Source organism: Cellulomonas xylanilytica (assembly GCF_007989805.1).
In the GTDB taxonomy this organism is placed as follows: domain Bacteria; phylum Actinomycetota; class Actinomycetes; order Actinomycetales; family Cellulomonadaceae; genus Cellulomonas; species Cellulomonas xylanilytica.
This window is the reverse complement of sequence record NZ_BJUB01000014.1, coordinates 62,774-83,984: the sequence shown is the minus strand read 5'-3', so window position 1 is coordinate 83,984 and position 21,211 is coordinate 62,774. Positions and strand designations below refer to the sequence as shown.

The following is a 21,211-nucleotide window of genomic DNA, read 5'->3' as shown; positions in this document are numbered from 1 at the left end:
TGGACGGCACGGTCGAGAACCCGGCCGACGTCGAGGTGGACGACGAAGTTCGACCGAGGGACGGCGCACGATGCACAGCTCACGACGCACATGGGTAGGAGCCGGCACCGCTGCCGTGCTCGCCGCAGGGCTCACGACGAGCGGGATCGCCGGCGGAGGTGACCGCGACGGGCGCGACCACGGGCGCGGCGGGGACAGGGCCGTCGCCAAGAACGTGATCTTCATGGTCGGTGACGGCCTGAGCATCGCGGCGCGTGAGGCCACGCGGCTGGCCACGGTCGGCCAGGACGGCGAGCTGCAGATGGACTCGCTGCGCTACGCCGGCTGGACGCACACCGACTCGCTGGACCCGGAGGAGGCCGTCACCGACTCGGCCGCCGCCGCGACCGCGTTCGCCACGGGCGTCCGCACGTACAACGGCGCGGTGTCCGTCGACATCGACGGCAACTCCGTCAAGACGCTGCTCGAGCACGCCACGGACCTGCGCAAGGCGACCGGCCTCGTCACCACCGCCCAGGTCACCGACGCGACCCCCGCCGCCTTCGGCTCGCACGTGCCCGACCGCGGCGACCAGAGCGAGATCGCGCGGCAGTTCATCGAGGAGACCGGGCCCGACGTCATCCTGGGCGGCGGCGAGGACTGGTGGTACCCCGTGGGCGACCCGGGCGCCTACCCGGACGACCCGGCCGACCCGCGGCCCGAGGAAAGCAAGAGCACCATCGGCAACCTCGTCGAGCTGGCGGAGGGGGCGGGCTACGACTACGTCAGCACCCCCGACGAGCTCGCGGCGACCCGGTCGGACAAGGTCCTCGGCCTGTTCGCGAACGAGGAGATGTTCGAGCAGTTCCCCGAGGGGCAGGGTGACGAGTACGCCCCGGTGGTCCCGCTCACGACGATGACCGCCAAGGCCCTCGACGTGCTGTCCCGCGACCGGCACGGCTTCTTCCTCATGGTCGAGGAGGAGGCCATCGACGAGTTCGCGCACAACAACAACGCGGAGCGCACCATCCAGGCGGGGCAGGCGCTCGACGAGACCGTGGCGCTGGTCCGGGAGTACGTCGCCAAGCACAAGGACACCCTGGTGGTCATCGTCGGCGACCACGAGACCGGGGGCATGCAGATCGAGAACGTCTCCGACTCCGACGAGTCCGGCGACACCGCGAGCACCGACCCGGCCGTCACGCAGAGCCTGGAGGACGGTCCCTTCCCGATCGCGAACAGCGACCTGGAGTTCACGGTCGACTGGACGACCGGTGGGCACACCGGGGCGGCGACCCCGTTGACCGCAGAAGGTCCGCGGGCCGACCGGCTGGCCCGGTCGCAGGACAACACCGACGTCTTCACGGTGGTCCTGGACGCCATGCGAGGACGTCGCTGACGGCTGACGGCTGACGCACGACGAGGGCGGCCCCACGGCCGCCCTCGTCGTCCGGCGGGAGTCAGGACCGGAGGAACTCCAGGAGGTCCGCGTTGATCGTCGCGGCCTCGGTGGTCGGCATCCCGTGCGGGAAGCCGGCGTACGTCTTCAAGGTCCCGTTCTGCAGCAGCTCCGCGGACAGCGGCCCCGAGTCGGCGTAGGGGACCACCTGGTCGTCGTCGCCGTGCATGACCAGGACGGGGACCGTGATCTTCTTCAGGTCCTCGGTGAAGTCGGTCTGGGAGAACGCGACGATGCCGTCGTAGTGCGCCTTCGCGCCGCCCATCATCCCCTGGCGCCACCAGTTCTCGATGATCGCCTCGTTCGGCTCCCGGCCGGGGCGGTTGAAGCCGTAGAACGCGGTGGCGGCCAGGTCCCGGTAGAAGGCCGACCGGTTGGTGGCCACCTGCTCCTGGAGGCCGTCGAAGACGCTCTTCGGCAGGCCGCCCGGGTTCGCCTCGGTCTGCACCATGATCGGAGGCACCGCGCTGATCAGCACCGCCTTGGCCACCCGGCTCTCGCCGTGCCGGGCGATGTAGTGGACCACCTCACCGCCGCCGGTGGAGTGGCCGATGTGGACGGCGTCGCGCAGGTCGAGGTGCTCGGTGAGCGCCGCCAGGTCATCGGCGTAGTGGTCCATGTCGTGGCCGTCGCCGGTCTGGGTTGAGCGCCCGTGGCCGCGGCGGTCGTGGGCGATCACGCGGTAGCCGTGCTGGAGGAAGAAGAGCATTTGGGTGTCCCAGTCGTCGGCCGACAGCGGCCAGCCGTGGCTGAACACGAGCGGCTGCCCGGACCCCCAGTCCTTGTAGAAGATCTCCGTGCCGTCCGTCGTGGTGATGGTGCCCATGAACGTCCTCCCCGTGCCTCGGTCTCGCGGACGTTCCGAGACTAGGTGCGAGGGGCGCGGCACGCGCAAGGGCGCCTGAGGTCAGGCGGTCACCCGCTGGCGGACGAGCTCGACCACGCGGCCGACGTTCAGCGTCCAGCCCACGCCGAACACGCGGGGGCTGATCAGGTGTGCCCCCTCCGGGTCCCACATCCGCTGCTTCAGCCGGGCGAGGGTGGGCACACGGAAGTCGTAGGGCACGAAGCCCAGGACGCCGTTCCACGTCCGCTGCTCGGGCGGGGTGCGCAGCTCCTTGACGACGGCGGCGACCGCCAGGGCCAGCGTGATCAGCCGGATGACCTTCTGCAGGTCCATCCCCGTCGCGCGCTCGTCGTGCGATGCCATCTCGACTCCTTCGTCGGCCGGTGATCCGTCCATCGTCCACCCGCCGGGCTCCCACCGGAACGGCCGCAGGCACTCAGTCTGCGGCGTCGAGGACCTCGCGCAGCCGCGCCGCGAACGCCTCCGGCTGGCCCGCCTGGCCGAACTCGCCACCGAGGAACCCGCCGTGGTTGCTGGGGAACACGGTGAGCTCCTGGCCCAGCGCGTCGGCCAGCGCGGCCGACGTCCGCCACGTCAGCGTGTTCCGGCTCTCCACGCCTCCGGCGACGACCACGCGCGTCGACGCCCCGGTCAGCGCGGCGACGTCCGGGCGGTAGGCCGTCACGGCGTTGGACGCCCCCGAGAGCAGGGGGTCGACGCGGGAGCCGTCGTCGTCGGTCGGCAGCCCGAACTGCGCGGGGTCGGGCAGGTCGCGGCCGAAGTCGTCGGTGAACTCGCCCTGCACCGAGGTGAGGGCGATGAACGCCGCCATCCCGGCGCCCCAGCCACGCTGCTGGTACGTCTCCTGGACCCGTCGCTCCGCGGCGAACGCCTGGACGGCGTCCGGCAGGACGGAGAGGACCGGCGGCTCGTGCGCGACGAACGTCCGGACGTCCTCGGGGTGCGTGGCCACCAGGTGCAGCCCCGAGACGGCCCCGCCGCTGCTGCCGAACAGGTCGACCGTGCCCCCGAGCTCACCCACCAGAAGGTGCAGGTCCTCGGCCTGCTGCTGCGGGGTGTTCTCGAGGGTGCCGTCGCTGCGCGTGCTGCGACCAAGCCCGCGCGGGTCGTACGTGACGATCGTCCGGTCGGACAGGTACGACGCCAGCGTGCCGAACCCGGACGCGTCCATCGGCTGGCCGACGAGCAGGAGCGGGAGCCGCCCGTCGGCGGCCGGGAGCGCGCCCCGGACGTCGTAGGTGAGGGTCGCTCCGGGGACGTCCAGGGTGTGCGTCGTCGGCCTCGTCACGGTGTGCTCCTGTCGGTTGCCCGGGTCGCGTGTGCGCTCGCTAGTATCTCGTCGCGGACCCGGACGCGCCGGTCAGGGGAGCAGGACCCGCACCGCCTGCGTCGCCCCGGCGCTGCTCAGCGACCAGGTGCCGTCGTCCGTCGGCTGCAGGGTCCACGTGCCGCAGGCGGCGCCGTCGCGCCCCGCGCGGACCAGCGTCAGGTCGGAGCCGAGGCACGCGACCTGGCCGCGCCGGACGTCCGCCTCGACGCTGCGCACGATGTAGCCGGCGGTCCCGGGCACGGGCTCGAGGCGCCAGGTCTGGCACGCGCGCTCGTCGCGCGGCTGGAAGTCGACCGCGCTCCCGTGGCCCTGGTGAGCCGTGCAGCGTGCACCCAGCGTCCGGGTCCCGTCCGTCGGGCTGGCGAGCAGCACGTCGCCGACGGGCTCGAACCGGAACTGCTGGTCCGCGCTGCCGGTCGGCGAGCTGATCACGACGTCGGCGCCGGCCACCGGGCCGCCCTGCGCCGTCCAGACCCGGTCGCCGGGAAGCACGCTCGCGACCGTCGTCCAGCCGTCAGCCGCCGCCGCGAAGGTCCAGCGCTGGCAGTCGTTGTCCGGCAGGAAGCCGAGCCAGCCCCACTGCGTGACGTCGCCGCCGTCGACGTTCTGGCAGGCGCCCACCTCGGCGACGTTGTTGCTGAACCGGTTGAGGATCCGGGTGCCGTTCCCGCGGTCGGAGAGCTGCCACTGCTGGCACGCGTCGTCGAGGTCCTCCCCGAGCGTGATGTCGGCGCCCTCGTAGCCGCAGCCGGCGTTCTCGACGACCGCGGTGCCGTCCCGCGGCACGATCTGCACGAACGCGTCGCCGTGGCCGATCGAGCGGCTCGGGTTGATCGGGTCGCTGATCACGGGCCAGCCGTCGCGACCCCAGGTGAGCGTGCGGACGTTGAGGCGCGGGGCACCGCCGTCGGTCGCGTCGTAGTAGTGGTTCACGAAGTACCCGGTGCGCCCGTTCTTCGCCATGAGCAGGTCGCCGCCGCCCGCGCCGACGAACTCGTTGTACCCGCGCAGGACCTCGGTGCCGCCCGTCCCGTCCAGCAGCGGGACGCCCTCGGCGTCGACGTACGGGCCGGTCAGGCTGGGGGAGCGGCCGACGACCGTCCGGTAGTCGCTCTCGACGCTGCGGCAGCAGTAGTCCCAGGACAGGAACAGGTAGTAGTAGCCGTCGTGGAACGCGATCGTGGGGTTCTCCTCGGCGTTCGGCTCGAACTGTCGTTGCGCGATCCGGACGGGCTCCGCGCCAGCGACGGGCTTGCCCGTGGCGTCGTCGACCGGCACCACGTGGATGCCCGAGAAGAACGAGCCCCACGACAACCAGGTCCCGCCGTCGGCGTCCGTGACCAGGTTCGGGTCGATCGCGTTGAACGTGTCGACGCCGGGCTGCGAGCGGACGACGAGACCGCGGTCCTCCCACCGGGCGTCCGCCAGGGTCGGCGAGGTCAGCAGCCCGATCACCGAGTTGTTGGTGCCGAACTGGGACACCGCGTAGTAAAGACGCCACTCGGTCCCGGACCAGCTCAGGTCCGGTGCCCAGGCGTCCCGCGGCGCGTTCTCGGGGGCCACCCCGAGCGACTCGAGGACCCACGCGGGCAGCTCCGTGATTGCCGGGCCGAGCTCCTCCCAGTGCACCAGATCCCGGGAGCGCTTGAGCGGCAGGTACGTGTCGTCGAAGGCCGCGTCGCCGGTGATGGCGACGTAGTACCAGCCCTTCTCCTTGACCATCGTCGGGTCGTGCGCGATGGGGTCCACGGGCCGGACGGCCGGCGGCCGCTGTGCCGGGGCGGCGGTCGCGGGGGCGGTCGCACCGACCAGCCCGAGCACGCTCGCGATCGCGATCAGGACCAGTGCCAGGGGGGAGCGCTGCATGGGGTGTCCTCGTCTTCCACATCGTCGTGGGGTTCGCCGAGTCCATGATGTATCCGCTTCTACAACGTTGCAAACCGGCGTCCAGAGTGTGATCACCGTCTCGGAAGAAGACCCCTGGGTCCGCCTGTTGCGAACGGAGGCTGGAGATCACCGGCCACCGTTTGTCACCCTCCGCGCACCCTTCTGGAGTCCCGTGCCCGACACCACCACGCAGCGCACGCGCCGGCCGCGTCTGCCGTCCTTCTCCGTCCAGGTCCTGCTCGGCCTCGCGCTCGGCATCCTGCTCGGCTGGGTCGCCCTGCAGATGGGTCCGACCGCCGACGGTGACCCGAACTGGCTGACCACGACGCTCGACACCATCGGTGCCTCGTTCGTCACCCTGCTCAAGACGATCGTGCCGCCGCTGGTGTTCCTCGCCATCGTCGCCTCGATCGCCAACCTCCAGCAGGTCACCAACGCCGCACGCCTCGCCTGGCAGACGCTGCTCTGGTTCGCCATCACGGCCGCCATCTCCGTAGCCATCGGCATCGGGCTCGGTCTGGTCTTCCAGCCCGGCAACAACTCCACGCTGAGCCCCGAGGCGGGCTCCGAGGTGGGCACCACGGGGAGCTGGCTCGACTTCCTCAACGGCCTGATCCCGGCCAACTTCCTCGGGCTCGGCGCCAGCACGCAGGAGGCCGACGGCTCCCTGAGCACCTCGGTCTCGTTCAACGTGCTGCAGATCGTCGTCATCGCGATCGTCGTCGGCATCGCCGCGCTGCGCAGCGGCAAGGCCGCCGAGCCGTTCCTGGGCTTCACGCGCTCAGCGCTCGCCGTCGTGCAGAAGATCCTCTGGTGGGTCATCCGCCTCGCACCGCTGGGCACGCTCGGTCTCATCGGCCGCGCCGTCGCGACCTACGGGTGGGACCTGCTCGCCCCCCTCGGCTCCTTCGCCGTCGCCATCTACGTCGGCCTCGCGCTCGTGCTGTTCGTCGTCTACCCGGTGATCCTGCGGACCAACGGGCTCGGCATCCTCAGCTTCTTCCGCGGCGCCTGGCCCGCGATCGAGCTCGCGTTCGTGTCCCGCTCGTCCGTGGGCACGCTGCCCGTCACGCAGCGGGTGGTCGAGCGCAACCTCGGCGTCCCGCGCTCGTACGCCTCGTTCGCGGTCCCGCTCGCGGCGACGACCAAGATGGACGGCTGCGCCTCGATCTACCCGGCGATCTCGGCGATCTTCGTCGCGCAGCTGTTCGGCATCGACCTGTCGATCACGGACTACCTGCTCATCGCCTTCGTGTCCGTCGTCGGCTCGGCCGCGACCGCGGGCCTGACCGGTGCGGTGGTCATGCTCACCCTCACGCTGTCCACCCTCGGGCTGCCGCTGGCCGGTGTCGGTCTGCTGCTGGCCATCGACCCGATCCTCGACATGGGCCGCACCGCCGTGAACGTCGCCGGACAGGCTCTGGTGCCGACGATCGTCGCCAAGCGCGAGGGGATCCTCGACCTCGAGCAGTACAGGTCCGCCTCCGCGGAGGACCTGTTCTCCGACGACGTCATCGAGGTGGACGTGGAGTCCGAGACCGCGACCGGTCGCCGCGAGCCCGCCTCGGTGTCCTGAGCCCACCCGGCTCGGTCCGGTCGCCTGAGCCCCGGTCGCCCTGCGCGACCGGGGCTCACGCGTCCGGCAGCAGCGGCACCGCGATCCCCTCGCCCCGCCGCAGCAGGCTCGCCCGCATCACCGCCTGCGTGCCGAACCGCACGGCGACCGCGTCGACGGCCTCGTCGAGCCCGCCGTGGTCCGGGTGGTCGAGCGGGAGCGCGAGCTGTACGTACTCGTCGGACGACAGCCCGGTCAGCGCGACGCCCACCAGCGTGATCCCGCGCTCCCGGATCAGGGGCGCGGCGGCCTCCAGCAGCCCCACGGCGACGGCCGCGATGTCCTCCGACGAGTCCGTCGCGGCGGCGAGGGACCGCGAGCGCGTGACCTTGGTGTAGTCCTCGAACCGCAGCCGCAGCACGACGGTCCGCGCGATCCGGTCCGCCTTGCGCATCCGCCGGCAGACCCGGTCGACCAGACCGAGGAGCGCGGCTCGAACGAAGGCCTGGTCGTGCGGCCCGTGCCCGAGCGCGCGCTGCGCACCGATCGACCCGCGCGACCGTCCGACGACCACCTTGGCGGGGGTGTGCCCGTGCACGACCGCGAACAGGTGCCGGCCACCGGCCGGTCCGAGCGCCGCCACGAGCACGGACTGGGGGAGTGCGGCGACGTCCCCGGCCGTCCGCAGCCCGTACGCGTGCAGCTTGGTCGCGGTCACCTCGCCGACGCCCCACAGCATCTCGACCGGCAGCGGGTGGAGGAACGACTCCTCGTCGGCGGGCAGCACCAGCAGCAGCCCGTCCGGCTTGGCCACGCGTGAGGCGACCTTGGCCAGGAACGGGGTGCGGGCCACGCCGACCGTGATGGGCAGGCCGACGACGTCCCGGACCCGGGCGCGCAGGCGCGCGGCGATGTCCACCGGTGGCACGTCGATGCGGTGCAGTCCGCCGACGTCGAGGAACGCCTCGTCGATCGACACGCCCTGGACCAGCGGGGTGGTCTGGTGGAACAGCTCGAAGACGGCCTTGCTGGCCTCGACGTAGGCGTCGAACCGCGGCCGCACGATGATCAGGCCGGGACACAGCGCGCGGGCCTGCCGGCCGCCCATGGGTGTGGTCACGCCGCGGCGCTTCGCCTCGTAGGACGCCGCCAGGATCACACCGCCTCCGCCGACGGCCACCGGCCGGTTGCGCAGCCGGGGGTCGTCGCGCTGCTCGACGGACGCGTAGAAGGCGTCGAGGTCGGCATGCAGGATGGTGGAACGCACGAACACATGTTCGAACATACGTCTGACACTAGGGTCGGCGCATGCACCGGATCATGCTCCGCGAGGTCATCATCGACGCCCCCGCAGCCCACATCGACACGGTCACCACGTTCTGGGCGGGCGCCCTCGCCGCGACCCCGCACCCGATCCCCGGGGAGCCGTTCGTGGCCCTGCGCGGTGCCGCGTCGCTCCCGCACGTCGCCACGCAGAGCCTCGGCGGGGACGCGGCCGCGCGGTTCCACCTCGACATCGAGACCGACGACCTCGAGGCGGAGATCGCGCGGCTCGAAGGGCTCGGTGCCACCGTCCGCACCCGCTACGACGACTACGCGGTGATGGTCGACCCCGTCGGGCTGCTCTTCTGCCTGCTGCCGCCGGAGTCGGAGGAGTTCGCGACGCGCTCGCGGACGGTCGGCTAGCGCCGGCCGGCGAGAGCGGCCCGCACCGTGACGAGGGTGCGGGCCGCTCCGGCGCTCGCGGTCACTCCCAGACGAACGCCGGCCGCAGCTCGGCGACGCTCCCCGGGCCGGCGAACTGGGCGGCCACCTCCTCGGCGCGCTCTCGCGTCGCGCAGTCCACCAGGAAGAACCCCGCGAGGTGCTCCTGCGTCTCGGCGTACGGGCCCTCGCTGGCCAGCGAGTCGCCGCTGCGCCAGCGGTACACCGTGGCCGACGCCGGGTCCGCCAGGGCCTCCGCCGTGACCAGCTCGCCGCTCGCGGACAGCTCCCCGAGCAGCGCGTCGAACGCGCGGTCCGCCGCGTCGTGCTCCGCGACGGGCAGCGCGCGGCCCTCGTCGGTGAACCGGGACGTCGGGTGCGCCCACGGCTTCGGGTCGGAGTGGATTAGGATGACGTACTTCATGAGGACCTCCTGCGTCGGTGGTGCTGTCGGCTCATGACGGGCGCGCCCTGACGTTCTCGACACGCTCCCGGCGCGAAAGTCCGTGGGCGCCCGGCCGGGTCCCGTCCTACCGTCTGAGCATGACGATCCGCCACCTGCGCCAACCGACGGTGGACTGCGCCGAGCCGCGAGAGCTGGCGGAGTTCTACCGGCAGCTGCTCGGCTGGGAGTACGCGCCCGGCCACGAGGAACCCGACCCGGACGGCGACGAGTTCCTCCTCCTGGTCGACCCCGAGCGCAAGGCACGCCTCGGGTTCCAGCGCTCGGACGCCACGGTCCCGCCATGGCGGGTGGGTGCGCGGGTGCACCTGGACCTGGAGGTCACGGACCTCGCCGTCGGCCACGACGACGCCGTCCGGCTCGGTGCCCGTCCGCTCACCGGTACGCCCGAGGAGGAGGGTCACGCCGACGACCCGTTCCGGGTGTACGAGGACCCGTCCGGGCACCCGTTCTGCCTGTGCCTGGACCGGTGACCGTCCCGCGCTAGCGCGACGGCGGGCTGGGCTCGAACGGGGTCAGCTCCTCGCGCCCCGCGTCGACGAGCAGGCATGTGCTCTCCGGCACCTCGTGCCACGCGCCCTTGAGGTCGCCGAGCGGCTCGGAGACGATGACCCGCGTCCAGTCCGCCAGCCCGTGCAGCACCGGGTTCTCGGGGTACTGCTCCTTGAGCACGGCGACGTCGGCGTTGCGGAAGAGGGACCGGCTCTGGCCCTCGGTGGAGTACCGGAACGCCCACACCCGCTGCCCGTCGGTGGTGCACACCGTCATCTGCACGGGGAACGCGACGCCGTGCGTACGGCCGACCTCCTCGACCAGACCGACCGCGCGTGCCACGGCCGCGGGTGGGTCGTCCTGGAGCCCGAACGTCAGCGCGAGGTAGAAGAGCACCTCGGAGTCCGTCGAGCCCTCGATGAACGGGTAGAGGTCGGGGTCGATCGCGAGCACGAGGTCCCGCTTCATCGCGGCGAACCCCGCCAGCAGGCCGTTGTGCATCCAGAGCCAGCGTCCGTGCCGGAACGGGTGGCAGTTGGTCTGCTGCACGGCCGAGCCTGACGTGGCGCGGATGTGCGCGAGCACCGTGCCGGAGCGGACGTGCTCGGACAGCTCACGCAGGTTCCGGTCGCTCCAGGCGGGCTCGATGCTGCGGAACACGCCGGGCGTCGGGGAGTGCTCCGTGTACCAGCCGACGCCGACCCCGTCGCCGTTCGTCGCCTCCGCACCCAGCCGGCTGTGCAGGCTCTGGACGACGAGGGAGTTGGTCGGCTTGTAGAGCAGGTCGTCGATGAGGACGGGCGATCCGGTGTACGCGAGCCAACGACACACGACGGCCTCCTTCGGCACGGGCCCGGCGAAGGGGGCCTACCCGCCCACGTTACGGCGTCGGGCCGGCGAGCCAGGGTGCCCCCGGACGCCCCTCGTCGTGCTCGCCCCCGGGTCCGCAGCCCCCGCGGTAGTCCGACGGCATCCGCGGGTACACCTCGGTCCAGTACCGCACGGCGAGCGCCTGGGCCTGTGCGGGTGAGGCGCCGAGGGCAACAGCTGTCGCGGCGTCGCGCTGCACGGCGGCGCACTCGGTGCGCGCCTCGTTGACGATGCCGACCATGTGCATCGTCTCGTGCGTGAGCACGTGGACCGCGACGACCTGGTCGAGGGTCGGGTCGCTCGTCGACGAGGCCAGCCAGGCGCGCAGGTCGTTGCAGACGCGGACCTTGATCAGGGTCGAGCGCTCGGGGACCCCGTCGGGTCCCCACCGGACGTAGCCGAGCTCCTGGCCGACGTCGACGAACGCCTGCCCGAGGCTCTGGCAGTCGACCTGCACCGGGACGCCCGCGACCTCGGAGGCCGCCGCCTCGAGGCGGTGCTCCAGCCAGGCCTCCAGCGCCATGGGGACCGCACAGCCCAGCGCCAGCGCGAGGGAGAGTCCGACGCTGATCGCCGGGAACGGCGCGATCCGGCCGAGGACGTCCACGCGTCGCCGCAGCCACCGCACGACGATGCTCGCGGCGAGCGCGAGGAAGCCGATCAACGACAGGAGGAGCAGCACACCTCAGTCATCGGTCGCTGCGCGTGCACCCATGACGTGCGCGGGGTCGAGAACCTCGAGGACGCGGCCCATGATGCGGTCGAGGTCCGCGACGTCGGTCGCGGTCAGCGGGTCGATCACGGTCTCCCGGACCGTGGCGACGTGCCCCGGCGCCGCGGCGACGACGGCGTCCCAGCCCTGTGCGGTGAGGACGGCGTTGGTCGCCCGCCGGTCCTGCGCGCACGCCTCCCGGCGCACCAGCCCACGCTTCTCCAGCCGCGAGACCACGTGGGACAGGCGTGCGAGGGTGGCGTTGGTGTGCGCGGCGAGGGTGGTCATGCGCAGCGTGCGGTCCGGGGCCTCGGAGAGCATCGCGAGCGTGAAGTACTCGAAGTGGCTCAGGCCGCAGTCGCGCTGGAGCTGCGTCTCGAGGGCGCCGGGGAGCAGCTCGACGACCGCGATCAGCTTCTTCCAGGCGTCCAGCTGCTCGGCGGTGAGCCATCTCGTGTCCGTCATGCAGCCGACGGTATCAAATACTTGACGCTACAACTATTGGCGGTACAGTAGTTGAAGCGACAACAAAAACCGAGGAGGACGCTATGAGCACGGTGACGATCATCGGAGCAGGCAGCATGGGCGCGGCCATCGCGTGGCGCGTGATCGCGGGCGGCAACGACGCGCAGGTGCTGACGCGCACGCCCCTGAAGGTCGCGATCCCCGGGGCGAAGCACGGCACCGTCGGAGACCCGGTCACCGGTGACATCGTCGTCCTCGCCCTCCCGTACGCCGCCGTCGCCGAGGTCCTCACGCAGTACGAGGGGCAGCTCGACGGCAAGGTCCTCGTGGACATCACCAACCCGGTCGACTTCGCGACGTTCGACTCCCTCGTCGTGCCGGCGGGCAGCTCCGCAGCGGCCGTCATCGCGCAGGCCGTCCCGGGCGCCTCGGTGCTCAAGGCGTTCAACACCAACTTCGCGGCGACCCTCACCACCGGCGAGGTCGGCGACGAGAAGACCACCGTCCTCGTCGCGGGCGACGACGCCGACGCGAAGGCGCAGCTGGCCGCCGTGATCACCGCCGGCGGCCTGCGCGCGGTCGACGCGGGCTCGCTGAAGCGTGCGCACGAGCTCGAGGCGTTCGGGTTCCTGCAGCTCACGCTCGCCGCGGCCGAGCAGACGTCGTGGACCGGCGGGTTCGGGCTGACGGCATGACCGAGATCCTGGACGCCCGCACCGACGTCGGCGCCGTCACCCTCAAGGTGGGCGACCTCGACGCCATGACCGACTACTACGCGCGCGGCATCGGCCTGGGCGTCCTCGACCAGCAGGGGGACCGCGTCACCCTCGGCCGGCTGGGCGTCCCGTCGGTGGTGCTCGAGCACACGCCCCTGCTCAAGCACGCGCCGTCGTCGGCGGCCGGCCTCTTCCACACGGCGATCCTGTTCGCCGAGCAGAGCGACCTCGCGTCGTCCGTCTACTCGGTCGCCCGGCACTTCCCGTCGTCGTTCACCGGAAGCTCGGACCACCTCGTGTCCAAGGCGCTGTACTTCGACGACCCCGAGGGCAACGGCGTCGAGCTCTACTGGGACCGGCCGCGCGAGCAGTGGGGCTGGGAGCACGGCCGCGTCGCGATGGCCACCGAGTACCTGGACCCCAACGGCTTCCTGCGGGAGAACCTGGTCGACCCCGACACCCTCGACGGTGCCGCCGCCGTCGGGCACGTCCACCTCAAGGTCGGCGACATCGGCACGGCCCACGAGTTCTACGTCGACACGGTCGGCTTCGAGGTCACCGCCGAGTACGGCACGCAGGCCCTGTTCGTCTCGGCCGGCGGCTACCACCACCACCTCGCCATGAACACCTGGCAGAGCCGCGGCGCCCAGGGCCGCTGGCCCGCGCTCGGCCTCGGGGAGGTCACCATCGAGCTGCCCACCGACGACGAGCGCGGCGCGCTGGGCGCCCGGTTGGCGAGCCGGGGGATCGCGACGCGCGACGACGGCCGCGTGCTGGCGTTCGAGGACCCCTGGAACAACGAGATCAGGGTGGTCGTCGGCTCCTGAGCGCTCACTCCGGGAACGCGTCGGCCAGCTCCTCGCGGGACCGGATCCCGAGCTTCAGGTAGACGTTGCGCCGGTGGTACTCGATGGTCTTGGGGCTGAGGAACAGCGCGGCGCCGGTCTCCCGGGTGGTCCGTCCGGCCGCGAGCATGCGGGCGACCTGCAGCTCCTGGGGCGTCAGGTGGTCGAGCCCGGTGGTGGTGCGGCGCTGCGCGGTCTCGCCGGTGGCGCGCAGCTCGGCGGCGGCCTGGTCGGCCCACGGCACGGCGCCCAGGCGCTCGAACGCGGCCAGGGCCGCCCGCAGGTGCGGGCGGGCGTCGACGCGGCGCTTCAGGCGGCGCAGGCGGGAGCCGTAGGCGAGCTCCGTGCGTGCCGCCTCGAAGTCGTCGGGAGTGTGCTGGTGGTAGGCGAGGGCGACCGGGAAGCACACGTCGACGTCGGCGTCGGGGCAGGTCAGGCCGGCGGCGCGGGCGGCACGGGCCAGCGACCAGGGCTGGCCCTTGACCTCGGCGCGCTCGGTCAGGGAGGCGGCCAGGGCGCTCGCCTCGTCGGCCATCCCCAGGCGCACCAGGACCTCGACCATCTCGGCGGCGGGCGAGATGTCGACGTCCACCAGGCCCAGGTCGGCCAGGACGGCGTCCAGCTCGCGGAACCTCTCGAGCGCCGCGTCGGTCCTGCCGAGTCCGAGCTCCAGCTCGGCCAGCGCGGTCATGGCCCAGGTCTGGAAGAACCCCAGGTGGTGCTCGCGGGCGAGCTCCAGCGCCTCCTCGGCGTGCGCCCGGCAGGCGTCGACGTCGCCCCGGCGCGCCTCCAGCCACGAGAGCCCGGCCAGGCACGCGGTGACGTCGGTGGCCTGCCCGGCCTCGCGGGCCAGCTGGATCGCCTCGGTGTAGCCGGCGACGGCGTCGTCCCAGCGGTCGGTGGTGGCCTGGTCGCGGGCGACGTAGAACAGCAGCATCGGCAGCCCGCCGATGTCGCTGCGGCGCCGTGAGTGCGCGACGACGGTCGGGATGACGTCGCGGCCCACCGAGCTCTCCCGCAGGAAGAGCGGCAGCACCACGAGCCACGGAGCCAGCTGCGGGTCGTCGACGGCCACCTCGACCCCGGCCATGGACGCGCGCAGCAGGTCGGGGCCACCCTGGCCGGCCAGGATGTCCGCGACGGCGGTGGCCATGGAGCCGACCCACCGGGCGCGTGCGGTCCGCGGCTCGAGCTGCGCGATGAGTGCCGCGGCACGTTCGGCCGTGGCGACGTCCCCGGCGAACTGGCTGGCCAGGATGGCCTCGGCCAGCAGCAGGACGGCCGTGTCCGGGTCGTCGTCGGCCGCGCGCGCCCCCGCGTCGAGGAAGACGTCCCGAGCCCGTTCCACGGCGCCGGTCCGCGCCGCGACGGCACCGTCGAGAGCGGCGGCGCGGGTCCGCAGCGGCGGGGCCTGCGGGAGTGCGGACGCCCGGTCGAGCAGGTCACGGGCCGCGTCGGGGAACCCGGCGTGCCAGGCGCTCTCGGCGGCCGAGACGAGGCGCTCGACGCGCTCCGCCGGGTCCGGGCTCAGTCGAGCCGCCCGCTCGAACCCGGCGGACGCCACCGCCCACGCCCCTCGGGCCCGCGCGCGCGACGCGGCGTCGTCGAGCACGGCCGCCACGGACGCGTCCGGGGCGGCCGTCGCCTCGCCCAGGTGCCAGGCGCGTCGGTCGACGTCACCGGCCGGGACGGACCGGGCCAGCGCCGCGTGCACGGCGCGGCGGGCCGTCGGGCTCGACTCGGCGTAGATGCCGGAGCGGACCAGGTCGTGGCGGAAGGCGATGCGGGTGGCGTCGACGGTGAGCAGCCCTTCCCGCGCCGCCTCGTCGAGGTCGCCGACGGAGACCCCCAGCACCGCACAGGCGCTCGTGACCGTCGCGACGTCACCCCCGGCCGCCGCCGCGACCAGCAGCGCGGTCCGGGTGTCCGCCGGGAGGGCGTCGGCGCGGCGCGCGAACGTCCGGGCCAACGACGCCGGGACCGGCACCGGCGCGCCGGGCGGGAGCGCGCCGAACCCCTCGTCGGTGAGCTCCAGCAGGGCGAGCGGGTTGCCTCCGGCCGACGCGAGCAGCCGCGAGCGCGCCTCGGCGGAGAGGCGGTGGCCGAGCCCGGCCGCCAGCGACTCCGCGTCCGCCGCCGCCAGACCGCCCACCACGAGCTCCGGGAGCCCTGCCGAGCGGACCACCGACGGCTCGTCGCGCGCGGCGAGCAGGACGACGACCGGGTCGGCGGTGAGGCGGCGGGCCGCGAAGCACAGCGCCTGCGCGGAGGGCGGGTCGAGCAGGTGCGCGTCGTCGACGATCACGGCGAGCGGCTGGTCCTCGGCCACGCGGCTGAGCAGGCTGAGCACCGCGGCACCGACCGCGAACCGCTCGCCGCCCGATCCGGGCAGCACGGCGAGCGCGGAGCCCAGGGCCTCGGCCTGGGGCGGAGGGATGGCGTCGAGGTGGCCGAGCACCGGCCGCAGGAGCTGCAGGAGCCCCCCGAACGGCACCTCGCGCTCGGAGTCCACCCCGGCCGCGCGCAGCACGCGCATGCCCGCGCCACCGACCGCCGCCGCGGCGTCCTCGAGCAGGGCGCTCTTGCCGATCCCCGCCTCGCCGGCCAGCAGCAGAGTGCCGCTCTCACCCACGCGTGCGGAGGCCACCAGCCTGCTGATGACCTGCCGTTCGCGCTCGCGTCCGACCAGCACGGACCGAGTCTAGGGAGCACACCAGGGGGGTCCCCTGATGCGACGGGGACCCGGCGACCGCCAGGGTCGGAAGCGACATATCCGACACCTCTTCCAGGAGAAGCATCACCATGACTGACACCCTGCCCGCGCAGACCCAGCGGACCATCGACCCCGACAAGCTCATGTCCTTCGTCTTTCGCGCCGTCGACGAGGTCGGTGCCACGCTGAACACCGCGCTCGTCGTGATGGGCGACAAGCTGGGCTACTACACCGCCATGGCCGACGGCCGCCCGGTCACGCCCGCGGAGCTGGCCGAGCAGACCGGCACCAGCGAGCACTACGCCCGCGAGTGGCTGAACAACCAGGCGGCGGGCGCGATCGTCGAGTACGACGCCGAGACGCGCCGGTACACGCTGCCGGCCGAGCACGCCGTCGCGCTCGCGGACCCGACGAGTCCCGCCTACCTGGCCGGGTTCTTCCAGCTGGCGCTGGGCACCGTGCACGACGCCGAGCGCATCTACCAGGCGGCGCGCGACGGCGACGGCATGGGCTGGCACGAGCACAACACCGACGTGCACCACGGGTGCGAGCGGTTCTTCCGCACGATGTACAACGGGCACCTGCTCAACGAGTGGATCCCCGCGCTCGACGGCGTCGCGGCGAAGCTCGCGGCGGGCGGCACGGTCGCCGACGTCGGCTGCGGTCACGGCGCGTCGACGATCCTGCTGGCTAAGGCGTTCCCGAACGCGACGTTCGTCGGGTCCGACTACCACGCGGAGTCGATCGCGGTCGCCCGCGAGCGCGCGGCGGCCGCCGGGGTGTCCGACCGCGTGACGTTCGAGGTCACGCCCGCGACCGGGTTCACCGGGACCGGGTACGACCTGGTCGCGATGTTCGACTGCCTGCACGACATGGGCGACCCGGTGGGCGCGGCCCGGCACGTGCGCGAGGCGATCGCCGAGGACGGCACGTGGATGGTCGTCGAGCCGATGGCGGGCGACCGCGTCGAGGACAACCTGAACACGGTCGGGCGGGCGTACTACGGCTTCTCCACGCTGCTGTGCACCCCGGCGTCGCTGAGCCAGGACGTCGGTCTGGCGCTCGGCACGCAGGCCGGCCCGGCGAAGATCCGCGACGTCTCCACGGCCGCGGGGTTCACCGGGTTCCGCACCGCCGCGACCACCCCGTTCAACAACGTGTTCGAGGTACGCCCGTGACGCGGAGCCCCCGCGAGGAGAAGACTGCACGGGTGGGCACGGACCCGAGCAGAGCAGCGGACCCGGACGTCGCTGGCGTCGCCGAGCGCGACGGGGTCCCGCTCGCCTACGAGGTGTACCACCAGGACCACGGCACGACCGTGGTCCTGGTGCCCACCTGGTCGATCGTCCCCTCGCGGTTCTGGAAGGCACAGCTCGGCTTCCTCGCGCGGCACTACCGGGTCATCACGTTCGACGGCCGGGGCAGCGGCCGCTCGGGCCGGCCCGACGGCGCCGACGCGTACACGGACCGGCAGTACGCCGACGACATCCTGGCCGTGCTCGACGCGACCGGGACGGAGAAGGCCGTCCTCGTCACCGAGTCGTGCGGCGCGTCCTGGGCAGTGCATGTCGCGGCGGGTGACCCGGACAGGGTCCTGGGGATCATGGCGATCGCCCCGTCGTGCGGGCTGGACGTGGCCACGCCCGGCCGTGACCACGTGCCGTGGGACGAGCCCCTCGACTCGACGGACGGGTGGGCCAAGTACAACAAGCACTACTGGCTGGGCGGCGGCTACGACGACTTCACGGAGTTCTTCTTCCAGAAGATGTTCTCCGAGCCGCACTCGACCAAGCAGATCGAGGACTGCGTCGGCTGGGCGCACGAGATCTCGCCGCAGGTCCTGGCGGACACCACCGCGGGGCGCCTGGGGTGCGACGGAGCGGTGTGCGAGCCGGTGGCCCTGCTGGCCCGGCAGGTGACGTGCCCGGTCGTCGTGGTGCACGGCACCGAGGACCGCATCCGGCCGGCCGAGTTCGGTGAGCGGCTGGCCGAGCTGACCGGCGGGGAGCTGGTGCTCCTCGAGCACGCGGGGCACGGTCCGTCGGCGCGCGACCCGGTGAAGGTCAACCACCTGATCGCGCAGTTCGTCGACCGCTTCGCGCCCCGGCCGCCCAGGACGACGTGGACCCGTGCGGCGCGCCGGCCACCGAAGGCGCTGTACCTCTCGTCGCCGATCGGGCTGGGGCACGCCCAGCGCGACGTCGCGATCGCGGCGGAGCTGCGGGCGCGGCGGCCCGGGCTGCAGATCGACTGGCTCGCGCAGGACCCGGTGACCGCGGTGCTCGCGCAGCACGGCGAGCGGGTGCACCCGGCGTCGGCGTGGCTTCGCAACGAGTCCGGGCACATCGAGCACGAGGCGGGGGAGCACGACCTGCACGCGTTCCAGGCGATCCGCCGCATGGACGAGATCCTGGTGAACAACTTCATGGTGTTCGACGAGGTGGTGGCCGACGGTGGCTACGACCTGGTCATCGGGGACGAGGCGTGGGACGTCGACTACTTCCTGCACGAGAACCCGGAGCTCAAGCGCTTCTCGTTCGCCTGGATGACCGACTTCGTCGGCTGGCTGCCGATGCCCGACGGTGGCCCGCGCGAGGCGGCGCTGACCGCGGACTACAACGCGGAGATGATCGAGCAGCGCGCCCGGTTCGCCCGCGTGCGGGACCGGTCGGTGTTCGTCGGGGACCCGGACGACGTCGTGGACGACGACTTCGGGCCCGGCCTGCCGAGCATCCGGACGTGGACGCAGGAGAACTTCGACTTCGCCGGGTACGTGACCGGGTTCGACCCCGCCCAGCTGGAGGGCACCGAGCGGCTGCGCGCGGAGCTCGGGGTGGGTCCGGGGGAGAGGCTCTGCCTGGTCACGGTCGGCGGGTCCGGCGTCGGCACGTCGCTGCTGCGCCGCGTCATGGACGTCGTGCCGCTGGTCCGCCAGCTGGCGCCGGAGCTCCGGTTCGCGTTCGTCACCGGCCCGCGGATCGACCCGTCGTCGCTCCCCGCGCACGACGGGTCGACCGTGCTCGGGTACGTCCCGGACCTGTTCCGCCACCTCGCCGCGTGCGACGTCGCGGTGGTCCAGGGCGGCCTCACGACGACCATGGAGCTGACGGCCCTGAACAAGCCGTTCGTGTACGTGCCGCTGCGGCACCACTTCGAGCAGAACCTGCACGTGCGCAAGCGGCTCGACCGCTACGAGGCGGGACGGCACCTGGCCTACGAGGACGCGCTGGACCCGGACGCCCTGGCGGAGGCCATCGTGAAGGAGGCCAGCCGCGACGTGCGGTACCGCCCGGTCGCGACGGACGGCGCGGCGCGGGCGGCCGCGCTCCTGGCGGACCTCGTCTAGAAGTCCACCAGGGTGAGGTGCACCCGGACGGTGTCGCCGACGTCGAGCTCCTCGGCCCGGCGCACCGCCTTCTTCACCGGCAGCACGTAGGTGTCGGTGGACGGGAAGATCGACGTCCGCCAGACGGTCGCGCCGACGGTCACCTCGACGCGGACCGACCCGAACCCTCGAGCAGCGTCGCCGACGAGGTCCAGCACCTCGTCGGCGACGTGCGTGGGGAGGCTGACGAAGGTCCACACGTCGGTCCGGCGGGCGTCCCAGCGCCACAGCGGGGCATCGAACTCGAAGGTCACGGCACCGATCATCTCCCGTCGCGCGTACCCCGGCGGCCCGACGTAGCCTCGGCGGGACCGAGACGAGGATGGTGCTGCATGGACGTGGCCGGGCTGCTGGTCGAGTCGTTCGGGCGGGTGGAAGGGGTGCTGACGCGCGCCGTCGACGGGTTGAGCGTCGACGAGCTGGCGTTCCGCCCCGACCCCGAGGCGAACTCCGTCGCGTGGCTCGCGTGGCACGCCGCGCGCGGCGAGGACGCGCAGGTCGCGGACGTCGCCGGCACGGAGCCGGTGTGGACGGCGCAGGGCTGGGCGGACCGCTTCGACCTCCCGTTCGACGACGCGGAGACGGGGTACGGCATGAGTGCGCAGGACGTGGGCCGCGTCCGGGTGTCGTCGGAGCTGCTGCTCGCGTACGCCCGTGCGGTCGCGGACCGCACGCAGGACTACCTCGCCGGTCTGTCCGAGGCGGACCTCGACCGGGTGGTCGACGAGGGGTGGGACCCGCCCGTGACGCTCGGCGTCCGGCTGGTCAGCGTCGTCGGCGACAGCCTGCAGCACGCCGGCCAGGCGTCGTACGTTCGTGGTCTCCTGGAGCGCTCGCGCCGGGTATGACGCGAGCCGGCCGGCTCAGAGCGCGTGCGCGTCGACCAGCGCCTCGAGCTGCTCACGGTGCGCGTCCACGAACTCCTGCTGGAGGGTGTGCCAGGCGGCTCGGGTCGTCTCCCGGTACCCGGTCGAGTCGCGGCAGGTGAGGTCGGCGACCGCCAGGGCGATCTCCGCCGCCTGGACCTCGGGGTCGTCGGTGAAGAGGACGTTGCCGCCGTGGGTCGCGGCGGACGCCTGCAGCTCTGCCTCGTCCGGGGTCGCGACGTCGTGTCCGGCCTCGGACATGCAGGCGGACCACGCCGCGTCGCCCGCGTGCACTCGAGGGTCGTCGATCGCGGCGAAGATCCACTCCTCGTAGTCCGCGTGCAGGCCGGCGAAGTCGGGGTCGGACGCCCAGTCCTGCGCAGGCTCCAGCACGGGTGCGGTCGCGCAGCCGTCGAGCACCGCCTCGTACCGTTCGCGGTCCTGCGGGGAGAGCGTCCCGGCGTAGGCGGTGTTCTGCTCGGCCGCCGTCGGCACGCTGATGCTCAGACCGCCGTACCCCCACGCGCGCGCGAACGGGAGGGTGTCCTGGGAGAGCTCGTTGTGGGGGTCGTCCGGCCAGTACAGGAAGCCGGCGTCGGCGACGCATGCCCGCGTCCGGTCCTCGTCGATCCGCGCCATCGACCCCGCGTCGACCTGCTCGAGGTAGGCGGAGAGGGGTCCGGGTGCCGGGCGCTCCACGGGCGGGACGGCGGGCGGGAGCGTCTCGGTGGTGCTCTCGGCGCAGCCGGCGAGGAGCGTGCCGCCTGCGAGGGCCCACAGCAGAGCGGTCCGGTGCGGCACGACGGGCTCCTGTCGACGAGGGCGGGCCCTGCGCCCGTCGCGGCCCGCCCACCCTAGCGCCGCTCCGTGGCAGCCGTCCGGCCGTTTCCCGCGTCCACGTA

Annotated in this window: 21 protein-coding genes; 9 read left to right on the top strand and 12 right to left on the bottom strand. The window is 72.9% G+C overall.

The features are described from left to right. Positions 1-70: 70 nt before the first annotated feature. A complete protein-coding gene (locus CXY01_RS18945) occupies positions 71-1,378 on the top strand; it encodes an alkaline phosphatase (protein ID WP_146930786.1) in 1,308 nt (435 codons plus the stop codon). Positions 1,379-1,439: 61 nt separating this feature from the next. On the opposite strand, the gene CXY01_RS18940 is transcribed toward CXY01_RS18945, so the two are convergent. From CXY01_RS18940 to CXY01_RS18925, 4 genes are all read right to left on the bottom strand, one after another. Beyond that, complete coding sequence (locus tag CXY01_RS18940) at positions 1,440-2,264, bottom strand: alpha/beta fold hydrolase (RefSeq protein ID WP_146930783.1); 825 nt, start codon at positions 2,262-2,264, stop codon at positions 1,440-1,442. 81 nt (positions 2,265-2,345) lie between these two features. Further along, the gene (locus CXY01_RS18935; protein WP_146930779.1) at positions 2,346-2,648 is read right to left on the bottom strand and encodes a DUF5808 domain-containing protein; all 303 of its coding nucleotides are present in this window, start codon (positions 2,646-2,648) and stop codon (positions 2,346-2,348) included. Positions 2,649-2,721: 73 nt separating this feature from the next. Next, entirely contained in the window at positions 2,722-3,594 is an 873-nt protein-coding gene (locus CXY01_RS18930) for an alpha/beta fold hydrolase (RefSeq protein ID WP_146930776.1), read from the bottom strand. Between the two features lie 72 nt (positions 3,595-3,666). Beyond that, positions 3,667-5,502 carry a family 43 glycosylhydrolase gene (locus CXY01_RS18925; RefSeq protein WP_146930773.1) on the bottom strand — a complete coding sequence of 612 codons (1,836 nt, stop codon included), beginning with the start codon at positions 5,500-5,502 and terminating at the stop codon, positions 3,667-3,669. 193 nt (positions 5,503-5,695) lie between these two features. On the opposite strand from CXY01_RS18925, the gene CXY01_RS18920 reads away from it, so the two are divergent. Beyond that, complete coding sequence (locus tag CXY01_RS18920) at positions 5,696-7,099, top strand: dicarboxylate/amino acid:cation symporter (RefSeq protein ID WP_146930770.1); 1,404 nt, start codon at positions 5,696-5,698, stop codon at positions 7,097-7,099. A gap of 55 nt (positions 7,100-7,154) precedes the next feature. Here CXY01_RS18920 and dinB read toward each other — a convergent pair whose 3' ends face one another. Then, entirely contained in the window at positions 7,155-8,363 is a 1,209-nt protein-coding gene (gene dinB / locus CXY01_RS18915; protein WP_146930767.1) for a DNA polymerase IV, read from the bottom strand. 23 nt (positions 8,364-8,386) lie between these two features. Here dinB and CXY01_RS18910 point away from each other — a divergent pair, with 23 nt between their 5' ends. Beyond that, positions 8,387-8,764, top strand: a complete 378-nt coding sequence (locus tag CXY01_RS18910; protein WP_146930764.1) for a VOC family protein — start codon at positions 8,387-8,389, stop codon at positions 8,762-8,764. Positions 8,765-8,825: 61 nt separating this feature from the next. Here CXY01_RS18910 and CXY01_RS18905 read toward each other — a convergent pair whose 3' ends face one another. Continuing rightward, the gene (locus tag CXY01_RS18905) at positions 8,826-9,206 is read right to left on the bottom strand and encodes a YciI family protein (RefSeq protein ID WP_146930761.1); all 381 of its coding nucleotides are present in this window, start codon (positions 9,204-9,206) and stop codon (positions 8,826-8,828) included. Between the two features lie 119 nt (positions 9,207-9,325). Between CXY01_RS18905 and CXY01_RS18900 the strand changes: the two genes are divergently transcribed. Continuing rightward, a complete protein-coding gene (locus tag CXY01_RS18900; protein ID WP_146930758.1) occupies positions 9,326-9,718 on the top strand; it encodes a VOC family protein in 393 nt (130 codons plus the stop codon). A 10-nt stretch (positions 9,719-9,728) separates the two neighbouring features. On the opposite strand, the gene CXY01_RS18895 is transcribed toward CXY01_RS18900, so the two are convergent. The 3 genes from CXY01_RS18895 to CXY01_RS18885 are packed head-to-tail and all read right to left on the bottom strand — an operon-like array spanning position 9,729 to position 11,784. Beyond that, complete coding sequence (locus CXY01_RS18895) at positions 9,729-10,568, bottom strand: class II glutamine amidotransferase (protein WP_146930755.1); 840 nt, start codon at positions 10,566-10,568, stop codon at positions 9,729-9,731. A 49-nt stretch (positions 10,569-10,617) separates the two neighbouring features. Further along, positions 10,618-11,289 (bottom strand): hypothetical protein, encoded by a 672-nt coding sequence (locus tag CXY01_RS18890; RefSeq protein WP_146930752.1) that lies wholly within the window; start codon positions 11,287-11,289, stop codon positions 10,618-10,620. Between the two features lie 3 nt (positions 11,290-11,292). Continuing rightward, complete coding sequence (locus CXY01_RS18885) at positions 11,293-11,784, bottom strand: MarR family winged helix-turn-helix transcriptional regulator (protein ID WP_146930749.1); 492 nt, start codon at positions 11,782-11,784, stop codon at positions 11,293-11,295. A gap of 83 nt (positions 11,785-11,867) precedes the next feature. Between CXY01_RS18885 and CXY01_RS18880 the strand changes: the two genes are divergently transcribed. Both CXY01_RS18880 and CXY01_RS18875 read left to right on the top strand, forming a co-directional pair. Further along, positions 11,868-12,479 (top strand): NADPH-dependent F420 reductase, encoded by a 612-nt coding sequence (locus CXY01_RS18880; protein ID WP_146930746.1) that lies wholly within the window; start codon positions 11,868-11,870, stop codon positions 12,477-12,479. Beyond that, the gene (locus CXY01_RS18875; protein ID WP_146930743.1) at positions 12,476-13,327 is read left to right on the top strand and encodes a VOC family protein; all 852 of its coding nucleotides are present in this window, start codon (positions 12,476-12,478) and stop codon (positions 13,325-13,327) included. The genes CXY01_RS18880 and CXY01_RS18875 overlap by 4 nt, the downstream gene beginning before the upstream one ends. 4 nt (positions 13,328-13,331) lie before the next feature. Here CXY01_RS18875 and CXY01_RS18870 read toward each other — a convergent pair whose 3' ends face one another. After that, positions 13,332-16,037, bottom strand: a complete 2,706-nt coding sequence (locus tag CXY01_RS18870) for an AAA family ATPase (protein ID WP_146930740.1) — start codon at positions 16,035-16,037, stop codon at positions 13,332-13,334. A 110-nt stretch (positions 16,038-16,147) separates the two neighbouring features. Between CXY01_RS18870 and CXY01_RS18865 the strand changes: the two genes are divergently transcribed. Continuing rightward, complete coding sequence (locus CXY01_RS18865) at positions 16,148-17,236, top strand: class I SAM-dependent methyltransferase (RefSeq protein WP_146930737.1); 1,089 nt, start codon at positions 16,148-16,150, stop codon at positions 17,234-17,236. Then, positions 17,233-19,404 (top strand): alpha/beta fold hydrolase, encoded by a 2,172-nt coding sequence (locus CXY01_RS18860; protein WP_146930734.1) that lies wholly within the window; start codon positions 17,233-17,235, stop codon positions 19,402-19,404. Before CXY01_RS18865 ends, CXY01_RS18860 begins: the two co-directional genes overlap by 4 nt. Here CXY01_RS18860 and CXY01_RS18855 read toward each other — a convergent pair. Continuing rightward, the gene (locus CXY01_RS18855; protein WP_146930731.1) at positions 19,401-19,697 is read right to left on the bottom strand and encodes a DUF1905 domain-containing protein; all 297 of its coding nucleotides are present in this window, start codon (positions 19,695-19,697) and stop codon (positions 19,401-19,403) included. The genes CXY01_RS18860 and CXY01_RS18855 overlap by 4 nt on opposite strands. A 78-nt stretch (positions 19,698-19,775) precedes the next feature. On the opposite strand from CXY01_RS18855, the gene CXY01_RS18850 reads away from it, so the two are divergent. Next, positions 19,776-20,291 carry a mycothiol transferase gene (locus CXY01_RS18850; protein ID WP_146930728.1) on the top strand — a complete coding sequence of 172 codons (516 nt, stop codon included), beginning with the start codon at positions 19,776-19,778 and terminating at the stop codon, positions 20,289-20,291. 15 nt (positions 20,292-20,306) lie between these two features. Here the strand turns inward: CXY01_RS18850 and CXY01_RS18845 are convergent, their stop codons facing one another. Continuing rightward, positions 20,307-21,110: a hypothetical protein gene (locus CXY01_RS18845; RefSeq protein ID WP_146930725.1), complete on the bottom strand. Its 804-nt coding sequence runs from the start codon at positions 21,108-21,110 to the stop codon at positions 20,307-20,309. Positions 21,111-21,211 lie beyond the last annotated feature (101 nt).